This is a genomic window from Niveispirillum fermenti, from assembly GCF_048066175.1.
GTDB classification, from domain to species: domain Bacteria; phylum Pseudomonadota; class Alphaproteobacteria; order Azospirillales; family Azospirillaceae; genus Niveispirillum; species Niveispirillum fermenti.
Genome location: NZ_JBLTXA010000005.1, coordinates 187,435 through 209,457, shown reverse-complemented (window position 1 = coordinate 209,457; position 22,023 = coordinate 187,435). Strand labels below are relative to the sequence as shown.

Genomic DNA, 22,023 nt, shown 5'->3' with positions numbered 1-22,023 from the left:
CCGCTGATGCGGGGAGCCCGCCGCTTTTCGGCATGGGTGCCGGTAGCATCCTGTTGCGGTTTTCCAATCATTGACTGAAAGTGCCCGGGTTGGGTCCGCGATCGATCCAGCGGGGCAGGGGCGGATCAACGGCGGAACATGACGGACGATCATCCATTCCATGTGCGTTTCTGGGGCGTGCGGGGAAGCATCGCCACCACGGGCCCCGACACCTTGCGCTATGGCGGCAATACCACCTGCCTGGAGATGCGGTGCGGGCCGCACCTGCTGATCTTCGATGCCGGCACGGGGATCCGCCTGCTGGGGGCGGCGCTGGAGGCGGTGGGCGACCCCACCACGGCCGACCTGTTCTTCACCCATACGCATATCGATCATGTGGTCGGCTTTCCCTTCTTCGCGCCGTTCCATGACAAGCGTAGCCGCATCAGCCTGTGGGAAGGCCATCTGGGGCCTGACCTGACCCTGGGCGGTGTTTTGGGCTGCCTGATGACGGCGCCGCTGTTTCCCGTGCCGCTGCGCGGGCTGGAACGCTGCATGGATTATCGCAAGTTCACGGCCGGGCAGGTGCTGGAGCCCCGGCCCGGCCTGATCGTGCGCACCTGTCCGCTGAACCATCCCAATGGCGGCACGGGATATCGGGTCGATTATGCCGGGCGCAGCATCTGCCTGATCACCGATACCGAACATCCCGCCCTGGGCCGGGACGAGACCATCGCCGACCTTGTGCGCGGCGCCGACGTCATGATCTATGACGCAACCTACAGCGATGCCGATTATGCCGAGCATGTCGGGTGGGGGCATTCCACCTGGGAGGAGGCGCTGCGTCTGGCCGATTACGCCGGGGTCCGCCATCCCGTGATCTTCCATCATGCCCCCGAACGCACCGACGATATGCTGGACGGCATCGCCGCGGCGGCCCGCGCCCGGCATCCCGGCGCCCTTGTCGCGCGCGAGGGGCAGGTCATCACGCCGGATGGCGAGGTGCTGTGACACCCAAGGGCAGGCAATAAAGGTTGTTATTTTTTATTATATTTTAAACTTAATGGTGTGGAAGCGAGATTTGCGATGCCTGAGAGCTTTGCGCCCGGTCCAGCCTATTACCGCAACCGGCCCCTCATTTGATAAAATACTGGCTTCCGGGGGGGCGGCCGGCTTAAACCATTGGCGGTAGTCGCGGGATGGCCAGGGGATGATGCGGTTCAGGACAGTATCATGGGGCGTGGCCGCGGCCCTGGCATCGACCGGGGCGGCGGCGCAGGGTGTGCCGGACCGGTTGCCCGGCGCGGTGGAGCCCGGCCGGCCGACCATCCCGGCACCGCTGGAGGAAATGCGCCGTGCGCCCAAGGCGCAGCTTCAATTCTCCATCCCGGCCCAGCGGCGCGGCGCGACGGCGGCCGGTGCCAACGACCTGCGGTTCGAGCTGTCCCGCATCGCCGTGGACGGGGCGAGCGTGTTCGACCCCGAGGCTGTGTTCGCCGCGGATATCGAGGCGCTGATCGCAAAGCCCGTGACGCTGGCCGACATCGCCGCCCTGGCGGACCGTATCCAGGCCCGCTATCTGGCCATGGGCCTGGGACTGACCCGCGTTTTCGTGCCCGCGCAGGAACTGCGCGACCGCACCATCACCATCCGGGTGATCGAGGGCCATCTGGAACGGGCGCGGGTGGAAGGCGGTGGCCCGCGTGAACGGGCGCGGGTGGAAGCGCGCCTGGCCGATGCGCTGGCCGCCCGGCCGGCGCGCGTGGACCTGATCGAACGCGGCCTGCTGCTGGTCGATGACCTGCCCGGTGTCAATGTCACGGGCCTGATCCGGCCGGGCGACAGTTTCGGGGCCGCCGAACTGCTGGTCGGCTACAGCGAGATACCCTATGCGCTGGTGGCGGGCATCGGCAATCGCGGCTCGGAATTTGCCGGCCCCTGGTCCGGCTTCATCGATGTCGCGGCCAATTCGCCCTTCGGCCATGGGGAGCAGCTGGGCGTCACCCTGTCGGCCACACCGCAATTTTCCGAGCAGCGCTCGGCCAACGGCCGGTGGGTGCAGCCCCTGGCGGGCAGCGGCCTGTCGCTGCTGACCAGTGGCAATTACAGCCGTGGCCGGCCCGGCGCGGCCCTGAAGCCTTTCGCCGTGGCCACCACCTCCTATGGCGCCGGTCAGCGCCTGTCGCTGCCCGTCATCCGCTCTCGCGCCCGCAATCTGACGCTGGAGGCAGGGTGGAATGCGCAGCGTGCCCGCGTGGAACTGCTGGCCCTTCCGTTCAGCCGTGACAATTGGCGCAGCCTGGATGCCCGTGTCACATACAGCCAGCAAGGTTTCCTGGGTGGTGATATCCAGGTGCAGGCCGGGGTGACACAGGGACTGGATGTCGCCGGTGCCACAGGGCGCGACGATCTGCAGGCGTCCCGCCTGGGGGTTGATCCCTGGTATACCAAGGTGACGGGGGAACTGGCCTATGGTTTCCGGCTGCTTGAAGGGATCGGGGGCACCCTGACAGTAGCCGGGCAGTACACGCCCGACACGCTGGTGGCGGGGGAGGAGTTCGCGCTGGGCGGCGCCCGGTTCGGGCGCGGTTACAATGGCGGCGACCTGTCCGGACCCAACGGCATCGGCGGCGGGCTGGAACTGCGGCGCGGATTCGATCCCGGCATCCGCCATGTCGACGGGGTGAGCCTGTATGGCTTCCTGGATAGCGGGCGGGTGTGGGACAGCGTGGCGGCCAGCACCCATCTGCTGTCGGCCGGCGGCGGGCTTCGGCTGGGCCTGTTCGGCAAGGCGGCCGTGACGGCGGAACTGGCCCGCACCTTGCGCGCCTTGCCCCTGCCGGGTGCCGATGCCCGGCGCACGCGGCTGTTCGTGGAACTGACCGTGCAGATATAGGAACAGGGGGAAGGGACGATGGCCGGACGGGCGGGGACAGGGTCGGGCAGGCGTTGGGCGCGGGGGTTCCGCGCCCTGACGCTCGCCTCCGTCTTCACCCTGCCGGCGGCGGCGCAGCAGGCCCCGACGGGGGGCAATGTCGTGGTGGGCGGCGCCGGCATCAGCCAGCAGGCCGGCAATACCCTGATCAACCAGACCACCGACCGCGCCCTGATCGACTGGCGCAGTTTCGACATTGGCCGTGACCAGTCCGTCATCGTGACCCAGCCGGGTGCCGGTTCCCTGCTGGTCAACCGTGTCACCGGCGGCGGGGCGGGCACCCGCATCGACGGATCGCTGACGGCCAACGGCCAGGTGGTGGTGATCGACAAGGCCGGCATCATCATCGGCCGTGGTGCCCGCATCGATGCCGGGTCCTTCCTGGCCACCACATCCGACATCGACAATGCCGACTTCGCCGCCGGCCGCTTGCTGTTCGGCAAGGCGGGGGTCGCCGGGGCCGCAATCGTCAACGAAGGAACCATCCGGGTGGCGGAAGGCGGCTATGCCGCGCTGGCCGCCGCCATCGTGGAGAACCGGGGTCTGGTGGAGGCGCGACTGGGACGTGTCGTGCTGGCCGGGGTGGAGCACTTCACCCTGGATCTGGCCGGCGACGGGCTGTTGCGGTTCGAACTGCCGGCTGAAATGGCGGGCCGTGTCGTCAATGACGGCACGCTGGCGGGCACCCGCGTCCTGATGACGGCGCAGGCGGCACGTGACGGCATGGCAGCGACCATCAATGCCGGCGGGCTGGTGGAGGCGGTGTCGGCGCAGGAGGTGGATGGCCGCATCATCATTGGCGGCGAAGGCACCCAGACGCTGGTGACGGGCGACCTGACGGCCCGGAATGGTGCCATCGACATTCTGGGCGACCGGGTGGAACTGGCCGGGGCCGGTATCGATGCCGGCGGACAGGGTGGCGGCGGTACCGTGCGCATCGGCGGCGACTATCAGGGGGGCGGCGACCTGCACCGCGCCCGGTCGACCCGTATCGACGCCGGCAGCCGGATCACGGCCGACGCTGTCGGCACGGGCGATGGCGGCCGTATCATCGTCTGGTCCGACGGGCGTACCGATTATGCCGGTTCCATCAGCGCTCGCGGGGCCGATGGCGGTGATGGCGGGTTCGCCGAAGTATCGGGCAAGGGCAGCCTGCGCTTCGCCGGCACGGCCGATCTGACGGCCGGGGCCGGCGGGCGGGCCGGCACCCTGTTGCTGGACCCCACCAACATCGTGATCGGCGGCACGGCCGACATCAATGGCGATGGGACGCAGGGTGACGACCTGTCGGGGGCAGGCGACCTGGACAGCGTGACCGATTACGCCGGTGCCGACAGCTACATCACGGCGGCGGCCGTCGCCGCCCTGCTGAACACCGGTACCAGCGTCACCTTGTCGGCCAGCCAGGACATCACGCTTTCCAGCAGCATCGACAAGACCGGCGGCGCCGGCGCCAGCTTCACCCTGCGGGCCGGCCGCGACATCGTGATCGGGGCCGGGGCGGGGGTGAGCAGCAGTGCCGGGGCGCTGAACATCGATTTCCAGGCGGGGTACGGCACCGGTGCGGGCCGCATCGTCAGTGCCGCGACGGGAACGGAAAGCTTCGCCAGCAATGGTGGCACGATCAGTTTCACCGGTTATGGCCGCGCTGGCGCGATCACGGGGATCGACCTGTCCGGCGTCAGCCTGAACAGCGGTGCCGGCGCCATCACCCTGACGGGTACGGCGGCCACGGGCGCCGGCGGGTCAGGCATCCGCATCGCCGACGGCACGGTGCTGCAATCCACCTATGGCGCCATCACGCTGACCGGGACAGGGGGGCAGGGCGCCGGCCTGAATTTCGAAGGCAGCGGGCATAACCATATCCAGACGCAGACCGGCACCGTCACCCTGACGGGCATGTCGGGTGCCGGCAGCAGCAATGATCACACGATCGGCCTGCGTGCCATTAACCTGTCCGTGACGGCCACCGGCGCGGCTGCCATCTCCCTGACCGGCACATCGGTTTCTGGCGCCGGCGCCGCTTATGGCATCGAATTGCATGGTGATGGCGGGACGCGGGCGATCACGAGCAATGGTGGCGCCATAAGCGTGACCGGTGCTGGCGGCGGTAGCAGTGGCGGCCTGAATTATGGCGTCATGATCTATGACGGCTATGCTGTGCGCGCCGGCAGCGGCGCCGTGACCGTAACCGCCAAGGGGGGAGCGGGCAGCATCGGCATTGCCAACGAACGTGATGGCAGTGCCATGCTGGGCGGGGCGGGCCAGTCGGGACAGGTGGAGATCGTATCGGACGGCACCGATCTGGGTGGTATCAGCATCCAGACGACGGGCACCGCCGTGCTGCGACCCGGGACGGCGGGCACGGCCATCGTCATCGGTGGGTCGGATAATGCGGCGGGTCCGCTGGGCCTGACGCAGACCGAGCTGAACCGCGTCACGGCCGGCACGCTGGTCATCGGTTCGGCGACCAGCGGCACCATCAGCGCCTCGGCCAGTTTCAGCCCGGCAAATGTCGGCACGCTGGAACTGTCGGCGCAGACGCTGAATATCGGTGCCGACATCGCCTCCCTGGCTGTGGCGGTGCTGAATGCCGGCAGAAGCATCACGCTGACCAGCGGTGGCGGCATGGTGGTGTCCAGCGGCATCGCCAAGACCGGCACGACCAGCAGCTTTCCGTTGCTCACCCTGCGGGCCAAGGGCGACCTGACCTTCGGGAGCGGGATCGGCGTCACGGCGTCCGGCGGCGCCGTCCATATGGCATTTGAGGCCGGCCATCACGGCACGGCGGGCCAGTTCAGCGCCACGGGCACGGGCAGCTTCGTCAGCGGCGGCGGCTATATCGACATGGCCGGCCGCACATCCGTGACGCTGGATGGCAGCACGCTGAATGCCGGGGCCGGCAGCATCACCCTGTCGGGTGACGATATCGCGCTGACGGGCAGCAGCGTCACCAGCACGGGGCGCGTCTGGCTGCGGCAATATTCCGACAGCCGGGCCATGGATATCGGCGCCACGGGGGCCGGGGCCGGCAAGATGGCCGTGTCGATCGCCGAACTGGCCCAGATCTCGGCCGGTGTCGTGCGCCTGGGATCGATGAGCAATACGGCCGGCATCACCATCACCAGTACGCTGAACCATGCCGGCGACATGATCGAACTGGCCAGCGCCGGCAACGTGACGCAGACGGCGGCCATCGGCGTCGCCAACCTGGCGCTGCTGGGTGCCGGCGGGACCTATACGCTGACCCATGGGTCCAACGCGGTCACGACCCTGGCCGGCAACACAGGCAGCATCGATTTCCGGTCGAGCCCGTCCCTGACGGTGGGAACGGTACGCGACACGACGGGCATCACATTTACCGGCAGCGTCAGCCTCTATGCACTGGATGCGCTGGTCACGCTGGGCCAGGCTGCGACCTATGCCGGGACGGGAACCGGCACGCTCACCCTGTCCAGTCATATCGATGTCGCCGTTGCGGCCAATATCGGGGTGTCGGGATCCGGCCGGCTGAATATCGTGCTGGCTGCCGACGGCAATCAGGCGGGTTCCCCCGGCCAGGTGACGGTCACTGGTGCCACATTGTCCAGCAATGGCGGCAACATCACCATCGGCAGCGGTGCCACGCCGGCCACCCGCGCGGCCGTTGGCGGCGCGGCGACCGGCATCGGCGTCAACATCACCGGTAGCATCCTGAACGCCGGAACCGGCGGCCATATCCTGGTCAATGGCGATGGTGCGCCGTCCGGCGTCAACACCGCCGCCGGCATCGGCATCAACGTTTCCGGCAGCAGCCTTATTGCCGCCGGCACCGGAACCATCACCCTGAACGGCAAGGGTGGCGCCGGCAACGCGCTGACGGCGGGTGTGGCCATTGGCGATGGCAGCACGATCCGCACGGCCACGGGGGCCCTGGCCATCAATGGCGAACAGGCGACGGCGGGCACGGCCCGCTATGGTGTGCTGCTGCGCAACGACCCCACGGCTGCCAGCGCCATCTATTCCACGGGTGGGGGGGGCGTGTCGCTGACCGCTACGGGCACGGCCGGCCGTATCGGCGCCTTCGTGTCGGGCAGCGATTACAGCCGCGCGCATATCGGCTGGGACGGGGTCAGCGCCTATGGCGGCGCTGTCACGCTGACCGCCGACGACATGGCTCTGACCAACGGGTCCGGCGGCACCGCCATCAGCATCAACGGCACCGGCACGCTGACCCTGCGCACCAACGGCACCGGCGCCAGCATCGCCGTCGGCGACGGGGTGGCCGGCGGTGCCGATCTGGAACTGGAGCAAGGCGATCTGGATGCCATCCGGGCCGGCGTGGGCACGAAGGCCGGCTTCTCCGGGGTCACCATCGGCCGGTCCGACGGGACGGGGACCGTTACCGTGGCCGGTGCCGGCCTCAAGAACAACCTGACCATCCTGTCCGGTACGGGCGGCATCACCATTGCCGGCCCCCTGGCGACCGGCAGCGGCGTGGATGCGGGTGCCATCGCACTGGACACGGCCGGACTGTTGACCATTTCCGGGGCCATCACCACACAGAACCAATCCATCAGCCTCATCACCGACAAGCTGGATTTGACGGGCAGTGTGGATGCCGGCACAGGCACCGCCACCTTGTCGGTGAAGACGGCGGGGCGCGGGATTGATCTGGGGTCGACGGGCCCGTCCACCACCACGCTGGACATTTCCGCGGCCGAGATGAACCGGGTGACGGCCGGCACGATCCGCATCGGCGACGCGGCGGCCGGTGCCATTGTCATCAGTGCCGCCATGGCGCCCACGGGAAGCGGCACGCTGCATCTGCGCAGCGGCAGCGGGATCAGCCAGACGGCCGCCCTCACCGTGACCAACCTGGCCGTGACGGCGGCCGGTACTGTCGTGCTGGACAATGCGGGCAACGATGTCACCAACCTTGCCGCCAGCCTGACCAGTGGCGGGCTGACTTTCCGTGATGCAGACGGGTTTTCCGTTTCCATCATTGATTCCGTGACCGGAGTTGGTTCTGGATCGGGATCGGTCACGTTCATATCCGCAGGAACTGTGACGCAAACGGCTGCGATCAGTGCTGCGGGACTGGCACTGACCGGCGCGGGTGGCACCTACCGGCTGGCCCATGCGGCCAATGCCGTGGGGGTGCTGGCCGCCAGTACGGGGCTGGTCGATGTCGGTCTTTCGGGGGCTGTGGCGATCGGTACCGTCGGATCGTTGACCGGCGTCACCGCCACGGGAACCGTGAAGATCAGCACCGGTGGCGCCCTGACCATCGCAAACGGGGCTCTCGTGTCGGCCGTCGGGACGGGCGATGCGCTGGTCCTGGCCGCCAATGGCAACTTCATCAACAATGCCGGCGCCGGCGCCCTTGCCGTTTCGGGTGGAGGGCGGTTCCTGGTCTTTTCCGCGGCACCGTCGACCAGCAGCACGGGGGGCGTATCCGCCCTGCCGCTTTATAACCGGAGCTTCGATTTCACGGGTCGCGACTTTGCCGCCATCAGCAACAGCGGCAACCGCTTCGTCTATACCTATGCCCCCGTGCTGACGGTGACGCCCGACAACAAGACGCACACCTATGACGGCACTGTGCCGGGCCTGACCTATACGGTCACCGGCCTGGTATCGGGCGACCTGCTTTCCCAGGCAGTCAGCGGCACAGCCAGCATCACCGGGGCCGGCAGCGGTGCCGGCAGCTATACGCTGACGGCCGGGGCTGGCACCCTGCTGTCCGATCTCGGCTATGGTTTCAGCTATGGCACGGGCACGCTGACCATCGATCGCCGGGCATTGACCTATGCCGTGGCGAATGTGAATGCCGTCTATGGCACCGTTGCGGGCAACGGGAGCGCGACGCTGACGGGTGTGGTCGATGGCGATGTGGTGACCGGCACGGTCACGACGCATGGTTCCGACGGTGCCGTGACGCCGGTTGCGCGCACGCCCGTCGGCACGCTGACGCAGAAGGTGACGGGACTGGGCGGGGCGGATGCCGCCAACTACACCATCGCGCTGTCCGGCAACAGCGACGGGATCCTGACCATCGCGCCCAAGCCGTTGACCTATACCGTGGCGGCAGCGGGTTCCGTTTATGGCACCCTGGCCACGCTGGGTGGCGTCACATTGACGGGCATCGTCGATGGCGACAGCGTGACGGCCGGTGCCACCCTGTCGGGTGCGGTCCTGGCCGAACGTCTGGCGGCCGGCACCTATATCCAGGAGGCGGGAACGCTGGCGGGGGCGGATGCCGCCAACTATACGTTCGCGGCCACGGGCAACAGCACGGGCATCCTGACGATCGCACGCAAAAGCCTGACCTATGCCGTGGCCGATACCGGTTCCACCTATGGCACGCTGGCCACGCTTGGGGATGTCACGCTCACGGGGGTGCTGTCGGGTGACGTGGTGGCGGGCACGGCCGAACTGTCGGGTGCCACGCTGGGCGAACGGCTGAATGCCGGCAGTTACACCGTGGCCGTGGGCGGGCTGACGGGGACCGCGGCCGGCAATTACGAGATCGCGGCCACCGGCAACAGCACCGGCACCCTGACCGTGGCCCGCAAGACGATCACAGGCACCGTCACGGCCGTCACCGGCACCTATGGCCAGGGCATGGCGGCCGGTGCCGGCATCCTGACCGGTGTGCTGACGGGGGACGAGGTGCTGGGCACGGTCCAGGTCAGCGGCGGGGGCGGGGCCGTGACGCCGGGCCCCACCCTGGGCGCAGGTTCCTATATCCAGGACATCATCGCCATCACCGGGGCCGATGCCGCCAATTATACGCTGGGCACCACGGTGGCGGGCACCCTGACCGTCGATCCCGCGCAACTGACGGTCACGGCCGACGCGCGGACCAGAATCTATGGCACCGTCGATCCGGACCTGACCTACAGCGTCACGGGCCTAGTGAATGGCGACACGCTGACGGGCGGGCTGGTCCGGGTGGAAGGCGGGAATGTCGGTACCTATGCCATCATACAGGGGTCGCTGGCGGCCAGTGGCAATTACGTCCTGAACTTCACCGGTGCGGAACTGACCATTACGCCGGCCGCGCTGACCATCACGGCGCCGTCGGTCACCAAGGTCTATGGCGACAATGATCCGAACCTGGCCTACAGCGTATCGGGGCTGGTGGCGGGGGACAGCCTGTCGGGCGCCCTGGCGCGGGAGGCGGGAGAGGATGCCGGCACCTATGCCATCACGCAGGGCAGCCTGACGGCGGGGGGGAATTACACCCTGACGCTGGATGCCGGGGTGCTGACCATCACGCCGGCGCCGCTGCTGGTGACCGCATTGCCGGCGGCAATGGTCTATGGCCGTGCCGTGCCCGAACTCAGCTATCGTGTGGACGGGCTGCGGCGCGGCGACACGGGCGGGGCCGTGCTGTCGGGTGCCCTGGCCTGGGCGGGCGGGCGTGATGCCGGCACCTATGCCGTCACCCAGGGCGATCTGACGGCCAATGCCAACTACACCTTGTCCTTCACCGGCAGCACCCTGACCATCAGCCCCGCCGCCCTGACGGTGACGGCCGACAGGCTGACCAAGACCTATGGCACGGGCGACCCGACCCTGACCTACAGCGTTTCGGGCCTGGTGGCCGGGGACAGCCTGTCGGGTGCCCTGTCACGGGAGGTGGGGGAGAATGTGGGCACTTATGCCGTCGGTCAGGGCGACCTGACGGGGGGGCCGAACTATACGCTCAGCTTCACCGGCGGCGCGCTGACCATCGATCCCGCCACCCTGACCGTCACCGCCTCCGCCCTGACCAGGGTCTATGGCGACGCCGATCCGGACCTGGCCTACAGCGTTTCGGGCCTGGTGGCCGGGGACAGCCTGTCGGGCGCCCTGTCGCGGGAGGTGGGGGAGAATGTGGGGACCTACGCCGTCACTCAGGGCAGCCTGACGGCGGGTGGCAATTACATCGTGACCTTCATCGATGGCAGCCTGGAGATCACCCCGGCCCCCCTTACCATCAATGTTGCCGCCGCGACCAAGATCTATGGCGACGCCGATCCGGCCCTGACCTATCAGGTGTCCGGCCTGAAGAACGGGGACGCCCTGTCGGGTGCCCTGTCGCGGGAGGTGGGGGAGAATGCCGGTTCCTATGCCATTACCCAGGGCAGCCTGACGGCGGGTGGCAATTACGAACTGACCTTCACGAGCGGTACACTGACCATCACCCCGGCGGCGCTGACCATCAGCGCCCTGTCAGCCGGCAAGGTCTATGGCGATGCCGATCCGGCCCTGACCTATCAGGTGTCCGGTCTGAAGAATGGGGACAGCCTGTCGGGTGCCCTGTCGCGGGAGGTGGGGGAGAATGCCGGTTCCTATGCCATTACCCAGGGCAGCCTGACGGCGGGTGGCAATTACGAACTGACCTTTACGGGTGGGCGATTGACGATCGATCCGGCCCTGCTGACCATCACGGCGCAGGCGGCCAGCCGGCTTTATGGCGCGCCAGACCCTGCGCTGGCGTTCACGGCCAGCGGATTCAGGCGGCAGGACAGCGCAGCATCCGTGCTGTCGGGTACGCTGTCGCGTGCGGCGGGCGGCGATGCGGGCCGCTATGCCATCACCCAGGGCTCGCTGGTGGCCAATGCCAATTATCGCATCCTGTTCCAGGGGGCGGAACTGACCATCGCGCCTGTGGCCCTGACCGTGCTGGTCGACAATGCGACCCGGCAGGCGGGGACGGCCAATCCGGTGTTCACGGCGCGGTACGAGGGGCTGGTCAATGGCGATACGGCGGCCAGCCTGACGGGCCTGACCATCACCAGCACGGCCGATGCCGGTGCCACCGCCGGTGCCTATGGCATCCGGGCGGGCGGCATCACGAACGGAAACTATCTCGTCACCTATGTTGATGGCACCTTGACCGTGACCGGTGGCGGCGTTCTGCCACCAGCCCTGGCCGAAAAGGTGCCTGTCACCACCATCACCCAACCGCCGCAGACACCTGGCCTGACCGGTATGGCCGTGGCGGCTCCCGTCGTGCCGGCGGCCCCGGCCGCGCCACCTGCGGCAACGGCCTCGTCCTCCCCGGCCTCGGGGGCGCCTGGCCTGGATGCCGGGGCCGCCGCCCTGGCCGCGGCCAGCCAGAGCGTGCAATCGGCCAGCGGGTCGGCTGCGGATGATGATTCCGCACCGGAAGAGATGATCCCCGGCCTTCTGTCGCAGCAGCGGCGCCTGCCGGGCGAGACGCCGGACGGCACACCCGGCCTGGAACAGCAGTTCCCCAACCTGGGACGGGTATGGTGATGCGGCGCGCCCTGGCACTTCTCCCGTTGCTGGCCTTCATGCTGTCGGCCTGCGCCACACGCGAACCTGCGCCGTCCGGGCCGGCCGCCGGCCCCATCGCCATGGGGCGCAATGCCATCGGCGAGGAATGCCGCGCCATCCCGGCTGAAAGCGACGCCGGTGTCAGGGCCTATTCCCTGTTCTGCGGCGCCTGGGAACAGGCCAGTGGCACGATCGCCATCGTGGAGCTTTACGACCCGCTGCCCGCGGGTGGGGAGACCCTGGACCGACAGTTGGCTCTGGAGGCGGGACGCACGGCCTGGGCTGGTGGGCTGGCTCAGCGGGCCATCTGCCAGGAGCCCCGTCCCATCGCCGGACCGGATGGCAGCCGGGGGCTGCTTGCCTCCTGCCAGTTGCGCGAGGGGGGGTGGCCCTATGTCGGTGTGACACTGGCCAAGGGCCGGCGCCTGATGCAGGGCGATGGTATCCCGGCCGTGGCCGATCTGCTTTTGCAGGTCTATCATGTATTGGGGGTCGGACCGGTCACGGAAGGAGCCGGGGTGTCCGATCTTTCCGCCGTGCTGCGGGCCGCGCTGGGCGATGACGCGCTGAGGTTCGGGCGGGGTGACTTGAACGGGTTCGAGCGGCTGTCGGAACTGGGCCGCCTGTCCAACAGCGTGGAGGATTATGCCGGGGCGGAGACGGCCTATCGCCGGGCCCTGGAGATACAGGATCGCGCGTTGGGGCCGGACAGTCCCGGTGCCGGCGAGACACTGATGGCCCTGGCGCTGGAAGTGTCCAACCAGGGACGTGGGCCGGAGGCGGAAGCCCTGTTCCGCCGTGCCGATGCGCTGCTGCAGAAAAGCTTCGACAAGGCTGCCCGTGCGCGCCTGGGCAGCTATATGGCCTTTCATGCCGCGAACACGGGCGATGCGCGCCGCGCCCTGTCGCTGGGGCGGGACGCCAGCGCCGTGCGGCGCGGAATCGTGGACGATCTGGAGGCGGCGGCCGGCGGCGGGGCGAACCGTGCCGTGCTGGGCAGCCTGGCGGCCGCCCGTGGCGACCTGATCCATTCGCTGCTGCTGGAAGCCACGGTTTCGCTACGGCTTGAACAATATGGGCTGGCCGAGGCGGCGGCGCTGGAGGCGGAGAACCTTTATCAGCGCACGCGCGGCCTGCCGCCCTGGTGGCATGCCCGCATCCTGGGCATCCGTGGACTGGCCCGGGCCGGCAAGGGCGATGCGGCCGGCGGGGCCGCCCTGATCTCGACCGCAGTAGGGTCGAACCGGCAATTGTTCGGAGCGGGCTGGCCGGTGGCGTCCAGCATGTTGGAACTGGGCCGCGTCTATGCCCAGGGCGGAACGGACGATGCGGCCATCGCCATCTATGCCGAGGCTTTGTCCATGATCCAGGATGTGGAGGGCGGGCCCAGCCTGTTGCCGCTGGACCGGATCATGCCCTATCTGACGGTGCTGTATCGCCAGTCGCAGGCCGATCCGGCCCGCCGCGCGGCATTGCAGGCGCAGATGTTCGCCGCCGTGCAGAATGTGCGGGAGGGCGTGGTGGGGCAGACGGTCACCCGCGCCGCCACCCGCTTCGCCAGCAGCGATCCGGCGGTAGCCGAGCTGATCCGCCGCCAGCAGGATGCCGTGCGCACCCGCGACCGGCTGCGTATCGAGGTCGCTGCGGAAACGGCAAGGCCCGACGCACAGCGTGACCGGGCGCGCGAAGCGGTGCTTCAGGAGCAGTTGCGGGCGGCTGAGGAGGAGGCCCGCGGCCTGGAGCGCCAGCTTCAGGCCGCCTTTCCCGACTATGCGCGGTTGAGCCGGCCGCTGCCCGCGACGGCCGATGCGGTGTCCGCCCGGCTGGCCGGTGACGCGGCGCTGGTGCAGTTCGCCTTTGGCAGCGCGTCATCCTTTGGCTTCGTGCTGCGCAATGACAGTATTGTTGCGTATCCGGTCACGATCGATCGTGCGCAATTGACGGCCATGGTGGCGGAACTTCGGCGTGGGGTGATGCCGCGTGCCGGCGTGCTGGCGCCTTTCGACCTGTCCTTGTCATATGATCTCCATCGCCGGCTGTTCGATGGGGCGGGGCAGGCGCTGGCCGGCGTGCGGGAACTGACGCTGGTGCCCTCTGCCGCCTTGGCCAGCCTGCCCCCCGCCCTGCTGGTGACGGCGCCTCCGGCGGCCGGCAGGCCCGACTATCGGGCCGCGGCCTGGATGATGCGGGAAATGGCGCTGTCGGTGGTGCCGTCGGTGCCGGCCTTCCTGGCCCTGTCCGACGGGGCCCGCCGGCGGCCGGCGGCTCCCCGGCCCTTCATCGGCTTCGCGGCGCCGCCCTTCCAGGGGCGCGACGGGGCCGGGATGGCGGCTCTGGCGGAGGAGTGCCGCACCGATGCCGTGCTGGATCCCGCCCTGCTGCGCGCCCTGGCCCCCCTGCCGGAAACAGCGGGGGAGATCGGTGAGGTCGGGCGCCGGTTGGGTGCCGATCCGGGCGATCTGGTCACGGGCGCTGCGGTCACGAAGGCCGCTGTGCGCGAACGCGGGCTCGACCAGTATCGCGTGGTCTATTTCGCCACGCACGGGCTATTGCCGGGCGAACTGCGCTGCCAGTCGCAGCCCGGGCTGGCCCTGGCCCCGCCGGACCATATGCCGGCCAGTGCTGCCGATGACGGGTTATTGACCGCGTCCGACATCGCGCTGTTGCGCCTGAACGCCGATCTGGTGGTGCTGTCGGCCTGCAACACGGCCGGCGGTGACGCAAGGCTGGGGGGCGAGGCGCTGTCCGGTCTGGCAGAAAGCTTCTTCTTCGCGGGCGCCCGGTCGCTGCTGGTCAGTCATTGGCAGGTACCGTCGGGGCCCACTGTGCGGCTGATGACGGGCCTGTTCGCGCAATTGGATGCAGACCCGGCCTTATCACTGGCGCGGGCGCAACGTTTGCTGGTATCCGATGCGGCAACGGCGCATCCTTTCAATTGGGCCGCCTTCGCCCTGGTGGGCGCACCCCCTTCCCCCGGCAATGGAGCCTGATCCCCATGTTCCCCATCCGTTGCATGCTCGCCCTGTCCGCCCTGCTGCTGGTCCCGTCCGCGCTTGCCGCCCCGCTTGTGGTGGTGGAGGCATCGGGCACCGATCTGGCGGCGGGTGCCACCATCGACGACAAGACGGCCCTGTCGCTGCCCGATGGCGCGCGTCTGGTGCTGATCGGGGAGGACGGGTCGCAGATCACGCTGCGGGGGCCCTTCACGGGCGCACCGGCCGATGCCGGGACGGGGGCCACGCAGCAGCTTGCCGGCCTGCTGTCGGCCCGTGGCACCGATACGACCAGTCTGGGTGCCGTGCGTGATGGGGGACCGCAGGCTCCCCTGCCGGAACCCTGGCTGGTCGATCCCGCCATTTCCGGTTCGGCCTGTGTCCGGCCGGGGCAGGAGATCGTGCTGTGGCGGGCCGATGCCGCCGGCCCCGCCGGGCTGACCCTGATGCCGGCCGACCGGGCCTGGACGGCCAATGCCGAATGGCCGGCCGGCGAGCAGCGCCTGGCCCTGCCGGAGTTGCCCATCCAGGATGGCGGCACGCTGATGTTCGAGATCGATGGCAATGCGGCCGCGGTCACCTTCCACCTGCTGCCGCCGGCCGTGACGGCGCCGGCCATGACCGTGGGCTGGCTGGCGGCCAAGCAGTGCGATCGCCAGGCCCGCGCCCTGGCCGGCGCGCAGGGGTGATCCCCGGCCACCGGCGGGGTTCCCCCACCGGTGGTTCCTGGGAGAGGACAAGGGAAAAGGCAGCGCCGCCGGTTCGGGCATGAACGGATGGCGTGGTAGAACGGGGACCCGACATGGACAGCCGCAGGCTGCTGATCATCCTGTCCATCCTGCTGGTGGCCGGGTTGTTGCCCGTCGCCCTGGTGCGGGCCGCCCCCTTCCTGCAGGGGATCGAGAACTGGGTCGCCGACCATCGGGTCGCCACGCGCACCCCGGCCGCACCGCAGCAGCCCGATATCGTCATCGCCGCCATCACCGAGGAGACGCTGGCGCGCTTTGCCTACCGGTCGCCCGTCGACCGGGCCTTCCTGTCGGACCTGCTGCGCGGGCTGGAGGCCAAGGGCGCCAGGGCCATCCTGCTGGACGTGCTGCTGGACCAGCCGACGGAGCCTGTCAAGGATCAGGCGCTCTATGACACGATCCGCGCGCTGAAGGTGCCGCTGGTCATCAGCCATGGCGGCGCCGCCGAGGGACTGACCGAAGGGCAGGTGGCCTTCATCAACGGCTTCGTGCCGGTGGAGAAGCGCGGATATGCCAATCTCGTCAAGGACAGCCTGGACGGCACCGTACGCTGGATATTCCCCGGCCAGCCCACGCCGGAGGGGGAATGGCAGCCCGGCGTGGTCCCGGCCCTTGCCGAACTGCTGGGATATGCGCCCCCGCGGGAAACCGTGGCCCTGGCCTGGCGCGGCCGGCCCGATGCCGCGACACCCCCTTTCCGCCAGTTCCCGGCCCATGCCGTGCCGCTGCTGCCGGCCACCTGGTTCAAGGACCGCATCGTGCTGGTGGGGGCCGATCTGTCCGACCGCGACCGGCATGTCACGCCCTTCCGCACGGCCTATGCCGGCAATGACGGGGTGTTGCCGGGCATCACCATCCATGCCCATGCGCTGTCACAGATCCTGGAGGGGCGCCAGCCGCCGGAAAGGGGTCTGGGTCTGGCCATTGCCGTGGGGCTGCTGGCATCCGGCCTGGGCCTTGCGCTGGGGATGGTGGAGATCGCGCTATGGCTGCGGGCATTGCTGGGGCTGGGCCTGATCGGCGGGCTGTGGCTGCTGGCCGGCCCCGCCTTCACCCATGCCAACATCCTGCTGCCACAGATCGGACCATCGCTGTCGGTGCTGCTGGGCCTGTGGCTGACCGATATCTGGCGTGGCCGGCGGGAGCGTGACCAGCGCCGTTTCGTGCAGGCGGCCTTTGCCAAGTACCTGTCGCCCGCCCTGCTGGACGAGTTGATCAAGGATCCGTCCAAACTGTCCATCGACCCGAAAAGGCGGGAAATGAGCTATGTCTTCACCGACGTGGCCGGCTTCACCACCATTTCGGAGGGGATGGACGCAGCCACCCTGGCCGATGTCATGAACCGTTACCTGGACGGGATGGTCCGGGTGGTGTTCGCCCATGGCGGCACGGTGGACAAGTTCATCGGGGATGCGGTCTTCGCCCTGTTCGGGGCGCCGCGCGACATGCCCGACCATGCGGAGCGGGCGGCGGCCTGCGCGCTGGAACTGGACCGTTTCGCGCAAGGATTTCTGGCGGCGGAAACGGCGGCCGGCCGGCCCTTCGGCGTCACGCGCATCGGTGTGCATTCCGGCCCGGCCAGCGTCGGCAATTTCGGGTCCGATGCGCGTTTCGAATATACGGCCCTGGGTGATGCCGTGAACATTGCGGCCCGGCTTGAGGGGCTGAACAAATATTTCGGGACGCGCGTGGCCATGAGCGGGGCAACCGCGGCCCTTTGCCCCGGCATCCCCCGCCGGCCCATCGGCCGCGTGGTGCTGAAGGGCAAGAGCGAACCGATCGCGGTGTTCCAGCCGCTGGACGCCGCCGAGGATGCCAGCCCGTTCATCGGGGAATACCGCGCCGCCTATGCAAGCATGGCGGCGGGTGATGACGGTGCTGCCACCGCCTTCCAGCATCTGGCGTCGGCCCATCCGCAGGACGGGCCGACGGTCATGCACCGTGACCGGCTGGCAGCCGACGGACAGCGGGATCTGGTGGTCATGAGCGACAAGTGACGGCTGGCCCTCATTCCCCCGCCGCCATGGCCCGACGCAGCCGGCGCACGCCGATCCAGACGGCGGCCAGGATGGTGGGTACGGCCACGGCCGTCAGCATGGTCTTGGGCGGCAGGCCGCCGATGGCGGGCACCCCCTCCAGCACATATTTCACCAGCCCCAGCAGATAATAGGAGATGGCGAAGACCGACAGGCCTTCCACCGCCTCCTGGATACGCAACTGGGTGCGGGCGCGGGTCTCCAGGCTTCTCAGGATCTCCGCATTCTGTTCGGCGCGCTGCACATCGACCCGCGTGCGCAGCAGGCTGCTGGCCCGGCTGATGCCGGCCGCCAGTTCGGCCTGACGGCGCGCCACCGCTTCGCAGGTGCGGACGGCCGGGCGGAACCGGCGTTCCAGGAAGACGCCCAGCCTTTGCAGCCCGGGGATGCGCACCTCCCGCAATTCCCGAACCCGCTCCTCCACCAGTTCGGCATAGGCCTGCGTGGCGCCGAAGCGGTAGCGGCAGCGGGCCGACAGGCCCTCCGCCTCTGCCGCCAGACGGGTCAGCGCGTCCAGAAGGCCGTGTTCCTCCGCCATGTCGCGGGCCGTCGCCGTGCGGGCCACGATGCCTTCCAGCCTTTGTTCAAGGGCGGCCAGCTCCGGCCCCGCCTCGCGCGCCAGGGGCAGGCCCAGCAGGGCCGTCATGCGATAGGTCTCGATCTCCAGCAGGCGCTGGACGACACGGCCGGCATGGCTGGGCGACAGGCCCTTGTCGCGCAGCAGGATACGGGTGAAGCCATCGCCGCCCAGGCGGAAATCGGTCCAGACCAGGGCTTCCTCCCCCGCCACGGCACTGCCCTGCAATTCGCCCCGGAAGATGGCCGACAGGCTTTCCGGGCCGTGCCGGGGTTCCGTATCGGGTTCCAGCCGCAGATGGCAGGCCACCAGCCGCAATCCCGGCAGCCGCGATGTCCAGTCGGTCAGGCGCGGTGACAGGGCCGACCAGTCGCCGCCTTCCACCGGTTCCATGTCGGCGACCGTGATGGCCGTGAATTCGGTGTGACGTTCCCATTTCACGGTACGGCCATCGATCAGCAACTGCACCTGCCGCAGTTCCGCGCCGGGCAGGGGCAGCCCCACATCCCGGCACAGGTCCAGCAGGTGGGCATGATCGGCCCCCAGTTCGCCCGTCAGGTGCGCGATATGTGTCAGACGGGCCGGCGTCGTGACGCGCATATGCGGCCGCGCATGCAATTCCTCGTTCAACTGGACACGCTGGGGATGTTCCCGCCCCTCGCCGCGCGCCTCTGCCCCCGTCGCCATGAAGTTCCCCTGCTTCATCATTGCGGCCGGAACCGACTATGCCGTGACGGCCAGGGGCGCGCCATGGGACATCTTGGTCAGACGTCGAGCGGCCGGGACGGTGTGCCACCCCGGACACGGGTCCAGAAATGCGCGCCGGTCTGGAAACCGATGGTGCCTGCATAGCCCACCGTTTCCAGGCTTTCACGGAACAGGGTGCCGATCGTCTGCCGCATGTCGGCCGGCAGCAGGGTGCGGGTGCGGATCATCAGGTCGAAGCGGCCGGAGCGGACCATCCCGTCCAACTGCATGGGACCCAGGTTGGAGAAGCTGAGATCCAGCAGGAAGCGCCGTGCCGCCCCACGCCCATCCTGCGTGCCCTGACCATCGCCATCCTGGTCGGTGCTGTGGCGGACATGGAGCTGGGCGCGGGTGACATGGTCGGGGGTGCCCAGCGGGATGGGCATGCCGCGCCAGCCATCCGGGGCGGGTTCGGCGGCATGCTGCGCCGCCGCGCGGAAATCCTCGCGCAGGCGGGCCAGCAGCCGCCCCTGGCCGCGCGCCTCCAGCAATTCGGTGGCGGCAGGCCCCAGCCAGCCGCCGGCATCCCCGCCGCGCAGGGCCGACAGGAAGAAGGTCAGCGTCGTGGTCAGCCGCTTCGTCGGCTGTGGCAGGATGGCGGCCGCCACGCTGCGGGCCAGGGCGGGGTCGGCGGCCAGCAGGGCACCCATCACCTCGCGCATGGCAGGCCAGTCCCCGTCCGCCTGCGCGGGGTCCAAGGGTGCCAGCATGCCGTCCAGCGCCCGGTTCGCCGGTGCATCCACAGCCAGCAGCAGGGCGGTACCCGGGGGCAGGTCGGTGCGGGCACGCAGCACCAGCGTGCCCTGGTCCGTCGTGACGACGGGCTGCCCCTGGGCCGTGTTGCCGACCAGCGTGCCGGTCAGGGTCGGGGCACCGGTATCGGCCGGTGGCATCGCCCCTTCGATGGAAAGAACACGGACCTGCACGGGCTGGCCCGGTGGCAGCAGGGGCCGGGCCGGGGCCGGGTCCGCGGGCGCCACTCCCCCCGGTGGTCGCGTTGCCGACAGTGGGGCCCCCGAGGCTGCGGCCACCATGCCGGTCGCCTGCAGGGCGACGGGCACGCGGGGCGGCGGGGCGTCGCGGGTCGGGGCCGGCTCGGCCAGGGTCCCGGGCGCGGCGGGGGCGGGCTGTGGCGCGGACGGCGGGGCCGGCTGCATACGCGCGCCGGCATCCCGCATAGTGGTCTGTTGTGGCTGTGCCGATGGCTGTGGTGCCGGTTCCCCTCGGGCAGGGACCGGCGCGGATGTGCCGCCCCCCGCTGGCGGTGCGGCCGGTGCAGTCGGCGGGGCCGTCGGGCTGGCCGGCACCGCCGGTCCCCGGACACGGGCCGGGATGGCACCATCCGCCGGAGCCATCGGGGTGGCACGTGCGGCTGTGTCTGGTGCCGGTGCCTGCCGGTCGGGTAGGCCCTGGCCGGCCGGGCCCGGTGCCGCCGTCTCCCGCGGCACCGTCAGGGCCGGCGACCCCGCCTGAAGGCCGGCGGGCCGATCGGCTGTCGGGGGATGGGCAGCGGTCGCGGCCGGCCGTGCCTGGGGTGCCGGCGGGCTTGGCGCCGGCACGGGGGGCAAGGCCCCCTCCCTCGTTCCGGCTGTCCCCGCGCCAGCGGCGGGTGTGGTGGCCGATGGGGCGGTGGGGCCGGCCGGAAGGGATGGTGCCTGTGTCTGGCCCGGTCCGGCCGGTGAGGAGCCCGCCGTCGGTGGGGCTGCGGCCGGGGCTGTCGGGGGCGCCGTGGCTGAGGCCGTCGGGGGTGTGGCGCGCAGCCGGGCTTCCGGCACCGGTGCGGGGGCACCCCCGAAATCGGGCAAGGACGGGGGGCCGTTCGATGGTGTGGATGGCAGGTTGAAGCGCGCCAGCCGTGCCAGGCGGGCCGCGTCTGTCGCGGCATCGGGCAAAGGCACGGCGGTCGGGGGTGCGGTTGCCGGCGCGGAAGGCGGCGGTGGGGCTGCATCGGCGGCGGCCGGGGCCGGGGGCTGGCCCGTCTGGACCCTGGTCACCGCGGCCGGGACGGGCACCAAGGCCGACGGTTCCGATCCCAGCAGGGCCGCCAGGGGGGACAGGGCCGGTTGCGGGACCCCGCCGCCCGGCACCGGAGTGACGGCTGCACCGGGCACTTGTCCCCCCTGGACCGGCGATGGCGGTGCCTGTACCGGAGGAAGCGGTACGGATGGCGACACCGCTGGCGGGGCTTGTGCTGTGCCACCGGCAGCGGGCTGGCCGGCGACCGACGGCGGGGATGGGGCCGCTGTGGGGGCCGCTGTGGGGGCAGGGGCCGGGCGCGGCTGGGCCGCGGCCACGACGATGGCCGTGATGACGGCCCCAGGCTGGATAGCCGGAAGCGGTGCCGGCGGTGGGGCAGCCGCCTGTATCGGGCCGGCAGCCGGCGGCGGTGCCGGCGGGGCCGGTGGCGCCAGGGCGGTGGCCCGGGGCGGTGTGCCGGGCACCTGGGCGGGGATGCGCAGTGTGACGGGCCGGTCGGTGGGCAGCGGTATCGGTGTTTCGACCCGGATATCGCCCGCCGCCGTGCGGATCGTGGCTGCCCCGTCCTTCTGCTCGACAACCTGGCCGGACAGAGTCACGGGCCGTTCCAGCCCGGCCAGCCGGTCGGGCAGCGCACGTACCAGCACGTCGCCGACCGGCACCAGGGCTGGCCCGCTGCCACCCGGGACCGTCCCCGTGGCGGCGGCCGGCATACCCGGACCGGGTGGCTGGGGGATCGACATGGGGGCCGACCCCG

The 22,023-nt window shown here is 69.9% G+C and carries 8 protein-coding genes; 6 read left to right on the top strand and 2 right to left on the bottom strand.

Features of this window, described 5'->3' with window-relative positions:
- Positions 1-138 precede the first annotated feature (138 nt).
- The 6 genes from ACM9LZ_RS07325 (at position 139) to ACM9LZ_RS07300 (ending at position 17,926) form a co-directional block, all read left to right on the top strand.
- Positions 139-990: an MBL fold metallo-hydrolase gene (locus ACM9LZ_RS07325; protein ID WP_416618702.1), complete on the top strand. Its 852-nt coding sequence runs from the start codon at positions 139-141 to the stop codon at positions 988-990.
- Positions 991-1,189: 199 nt separating this feature from the next.
- On the top strand, positions 1,190-2,875 hold the full coding sequence (locus ACM9LZ_RS07320; RefSeq protein WP_416618701.1) for a ShlB/FhaC/HecB family hemolysin secretion/activation protein: 1,686 nt from the start codon (positions 1,190-1,192) through the stop codon (positions 2,873-2,875).
- Between the two features lie 18 nt (positions 2,876-2,893).
- Complete coding sequence (locus ACM9LZ_RS07315) at positions 2,894-12,166, top strand: MBG domain-containing protein (protein WP_416618700.1); 9,273 nt, start codon at positions 2,894-2,896, stop codon at positions 12,164-12,166.
- The gene (locus ACM9LZ_RS07310) at positions 12,166-15,177 is read left to right on the top strand and encodes a CHAT domain-containing tetratricopeptide repeat protein (RefSeq protein ID WP_416618699.1); all 3,012 of its coding nucleotides are present in this window, start codon (positions 12,166-12,168) and stop codon (positions 15,175-15,177) included. Before ACM9LZ_RS07315 ends, ACM9LZ_RS07310 begins: the two co-directional genes overlap by 1 nt.
- Before the next feature lie 5 nt (positions 15,178-15,182).
- Positions 15,183-15,869, top strand: coding sequence for a hypothetical protein (locus ACM9LZ_RS07305; protein WP_416618698.1), 687 nt, complete (start codon positions 15,183-15,185; stop codon positions 15,867-15,869).
- A 113-nt stretch (positions 15,870-15,982) separates the two neighbouring features.
- Positions 15,983-17,926, top strand: a complete 1,944-nt coding sequence (locus ACM9LZ_RS07300) for a CHASE2 domain-containing protein (protein ID WP_416618697.1) — start codon at positions 15,983-15,985, stop codon at positions 17,924-17,926.
- A 10-nt stretch (positions 17,927-17,936) separates the two neighbouring features.
- Here the strand turns inward: ACM9LZ_RS07300 and ACM9LZ_RS07295 are convergent, their stop codons facing one another.
- Both ACM9LZ_RS07295 and ACM9LZ_RS07290 read right to left on the bottom strand, forming a co-directional pair.
- Positions 17,937-19,250 (bottom strand): DUF3422 family protein, encoded by a 1,314-nt coding sequence (locus ACM9LZ_RS07295; RefSeq protein ID WP_416618696.1) that lies wholly within the window; start codon positions 19,248-19,250, stop codon positions 17,937-17,939.
- A 56-nt stretch (positions 19,251-19,306) separates the two neighbouring features.
- Entirely contained in the window at positions 19,307-22,009 is a 2,703-nt protein-coding gene (locus ACM9LZ_RS07290) for a hypothetical protein (protein WP_416618695.1), read from the bottom strand.
- Between the last annotated feature and the right edge of the window lie 14 nt (positions 22,010-22,023).

Excerpts from the sequence above, each read along its gene's own strand:
- ACM9LZ_RS07325 (WP_416618702.1), top strand. The coding sequence starts at position 139 with ATGACGGACGATCATCCATTCCATGTGCGTTTCTGGGGCGTGCGGGGA.
- ACM9LZ_RS07320 (WP_416618701.1), top strand. The coding sequence starts at position 1,190 with ATGATGCGGTTCAGGACAGTATCATGGGGCGTGGCCGCGGCCCTGGCA.
- ACM9LZ_RS07315 (WP_416618700.1), top strand. The coding sequence starts at position 2,894 with ATGGCCGGACGGGCGGGGACAGGGTCGGGCAGGCGTTGGGCGCGGGGG.
- ACM9LZ_RS07310 (WP_416618699.1), top strand. The coding sequence starts at position 12,166 with ATGCGGCGCGCCCTGGCACTTCTCCCGTTGCTGGCCTTCATGCTGTCG.
- ACM9LZ_RS07305 (WP_416618698.1), top strand. The coding sequence starts at position 15,183 with ATGTTCCCCATCCGTTGCATGCTCGCCCTGTCCGCCCTGCTGCTGGTC.
- ACM9LZ_RS07300 (WP_416618697.1), top strand. The coding sequence starts at position 15,983 with ATGGACAGCCGCAGGCTGCTGATCATCCTGTCCATCCTGCTGGTGGCC.
- ACM9LZ_RS07295 (WP_416618696.1), bottom strand. The coding sequence starts at position 19,250 with ATGATGAAGCAGGGGAACTTCATGGCGACGGGGGCAGAGGCGCGCGGC.
- ACM9LZ_RS07290 (WP_416618695.1), bottom strand. The coding sequence starts at position 22,009 with ATGTCGATCCCCCAGCCACCCGGTCCGGGTATGCCGGCCGCCGCCACG.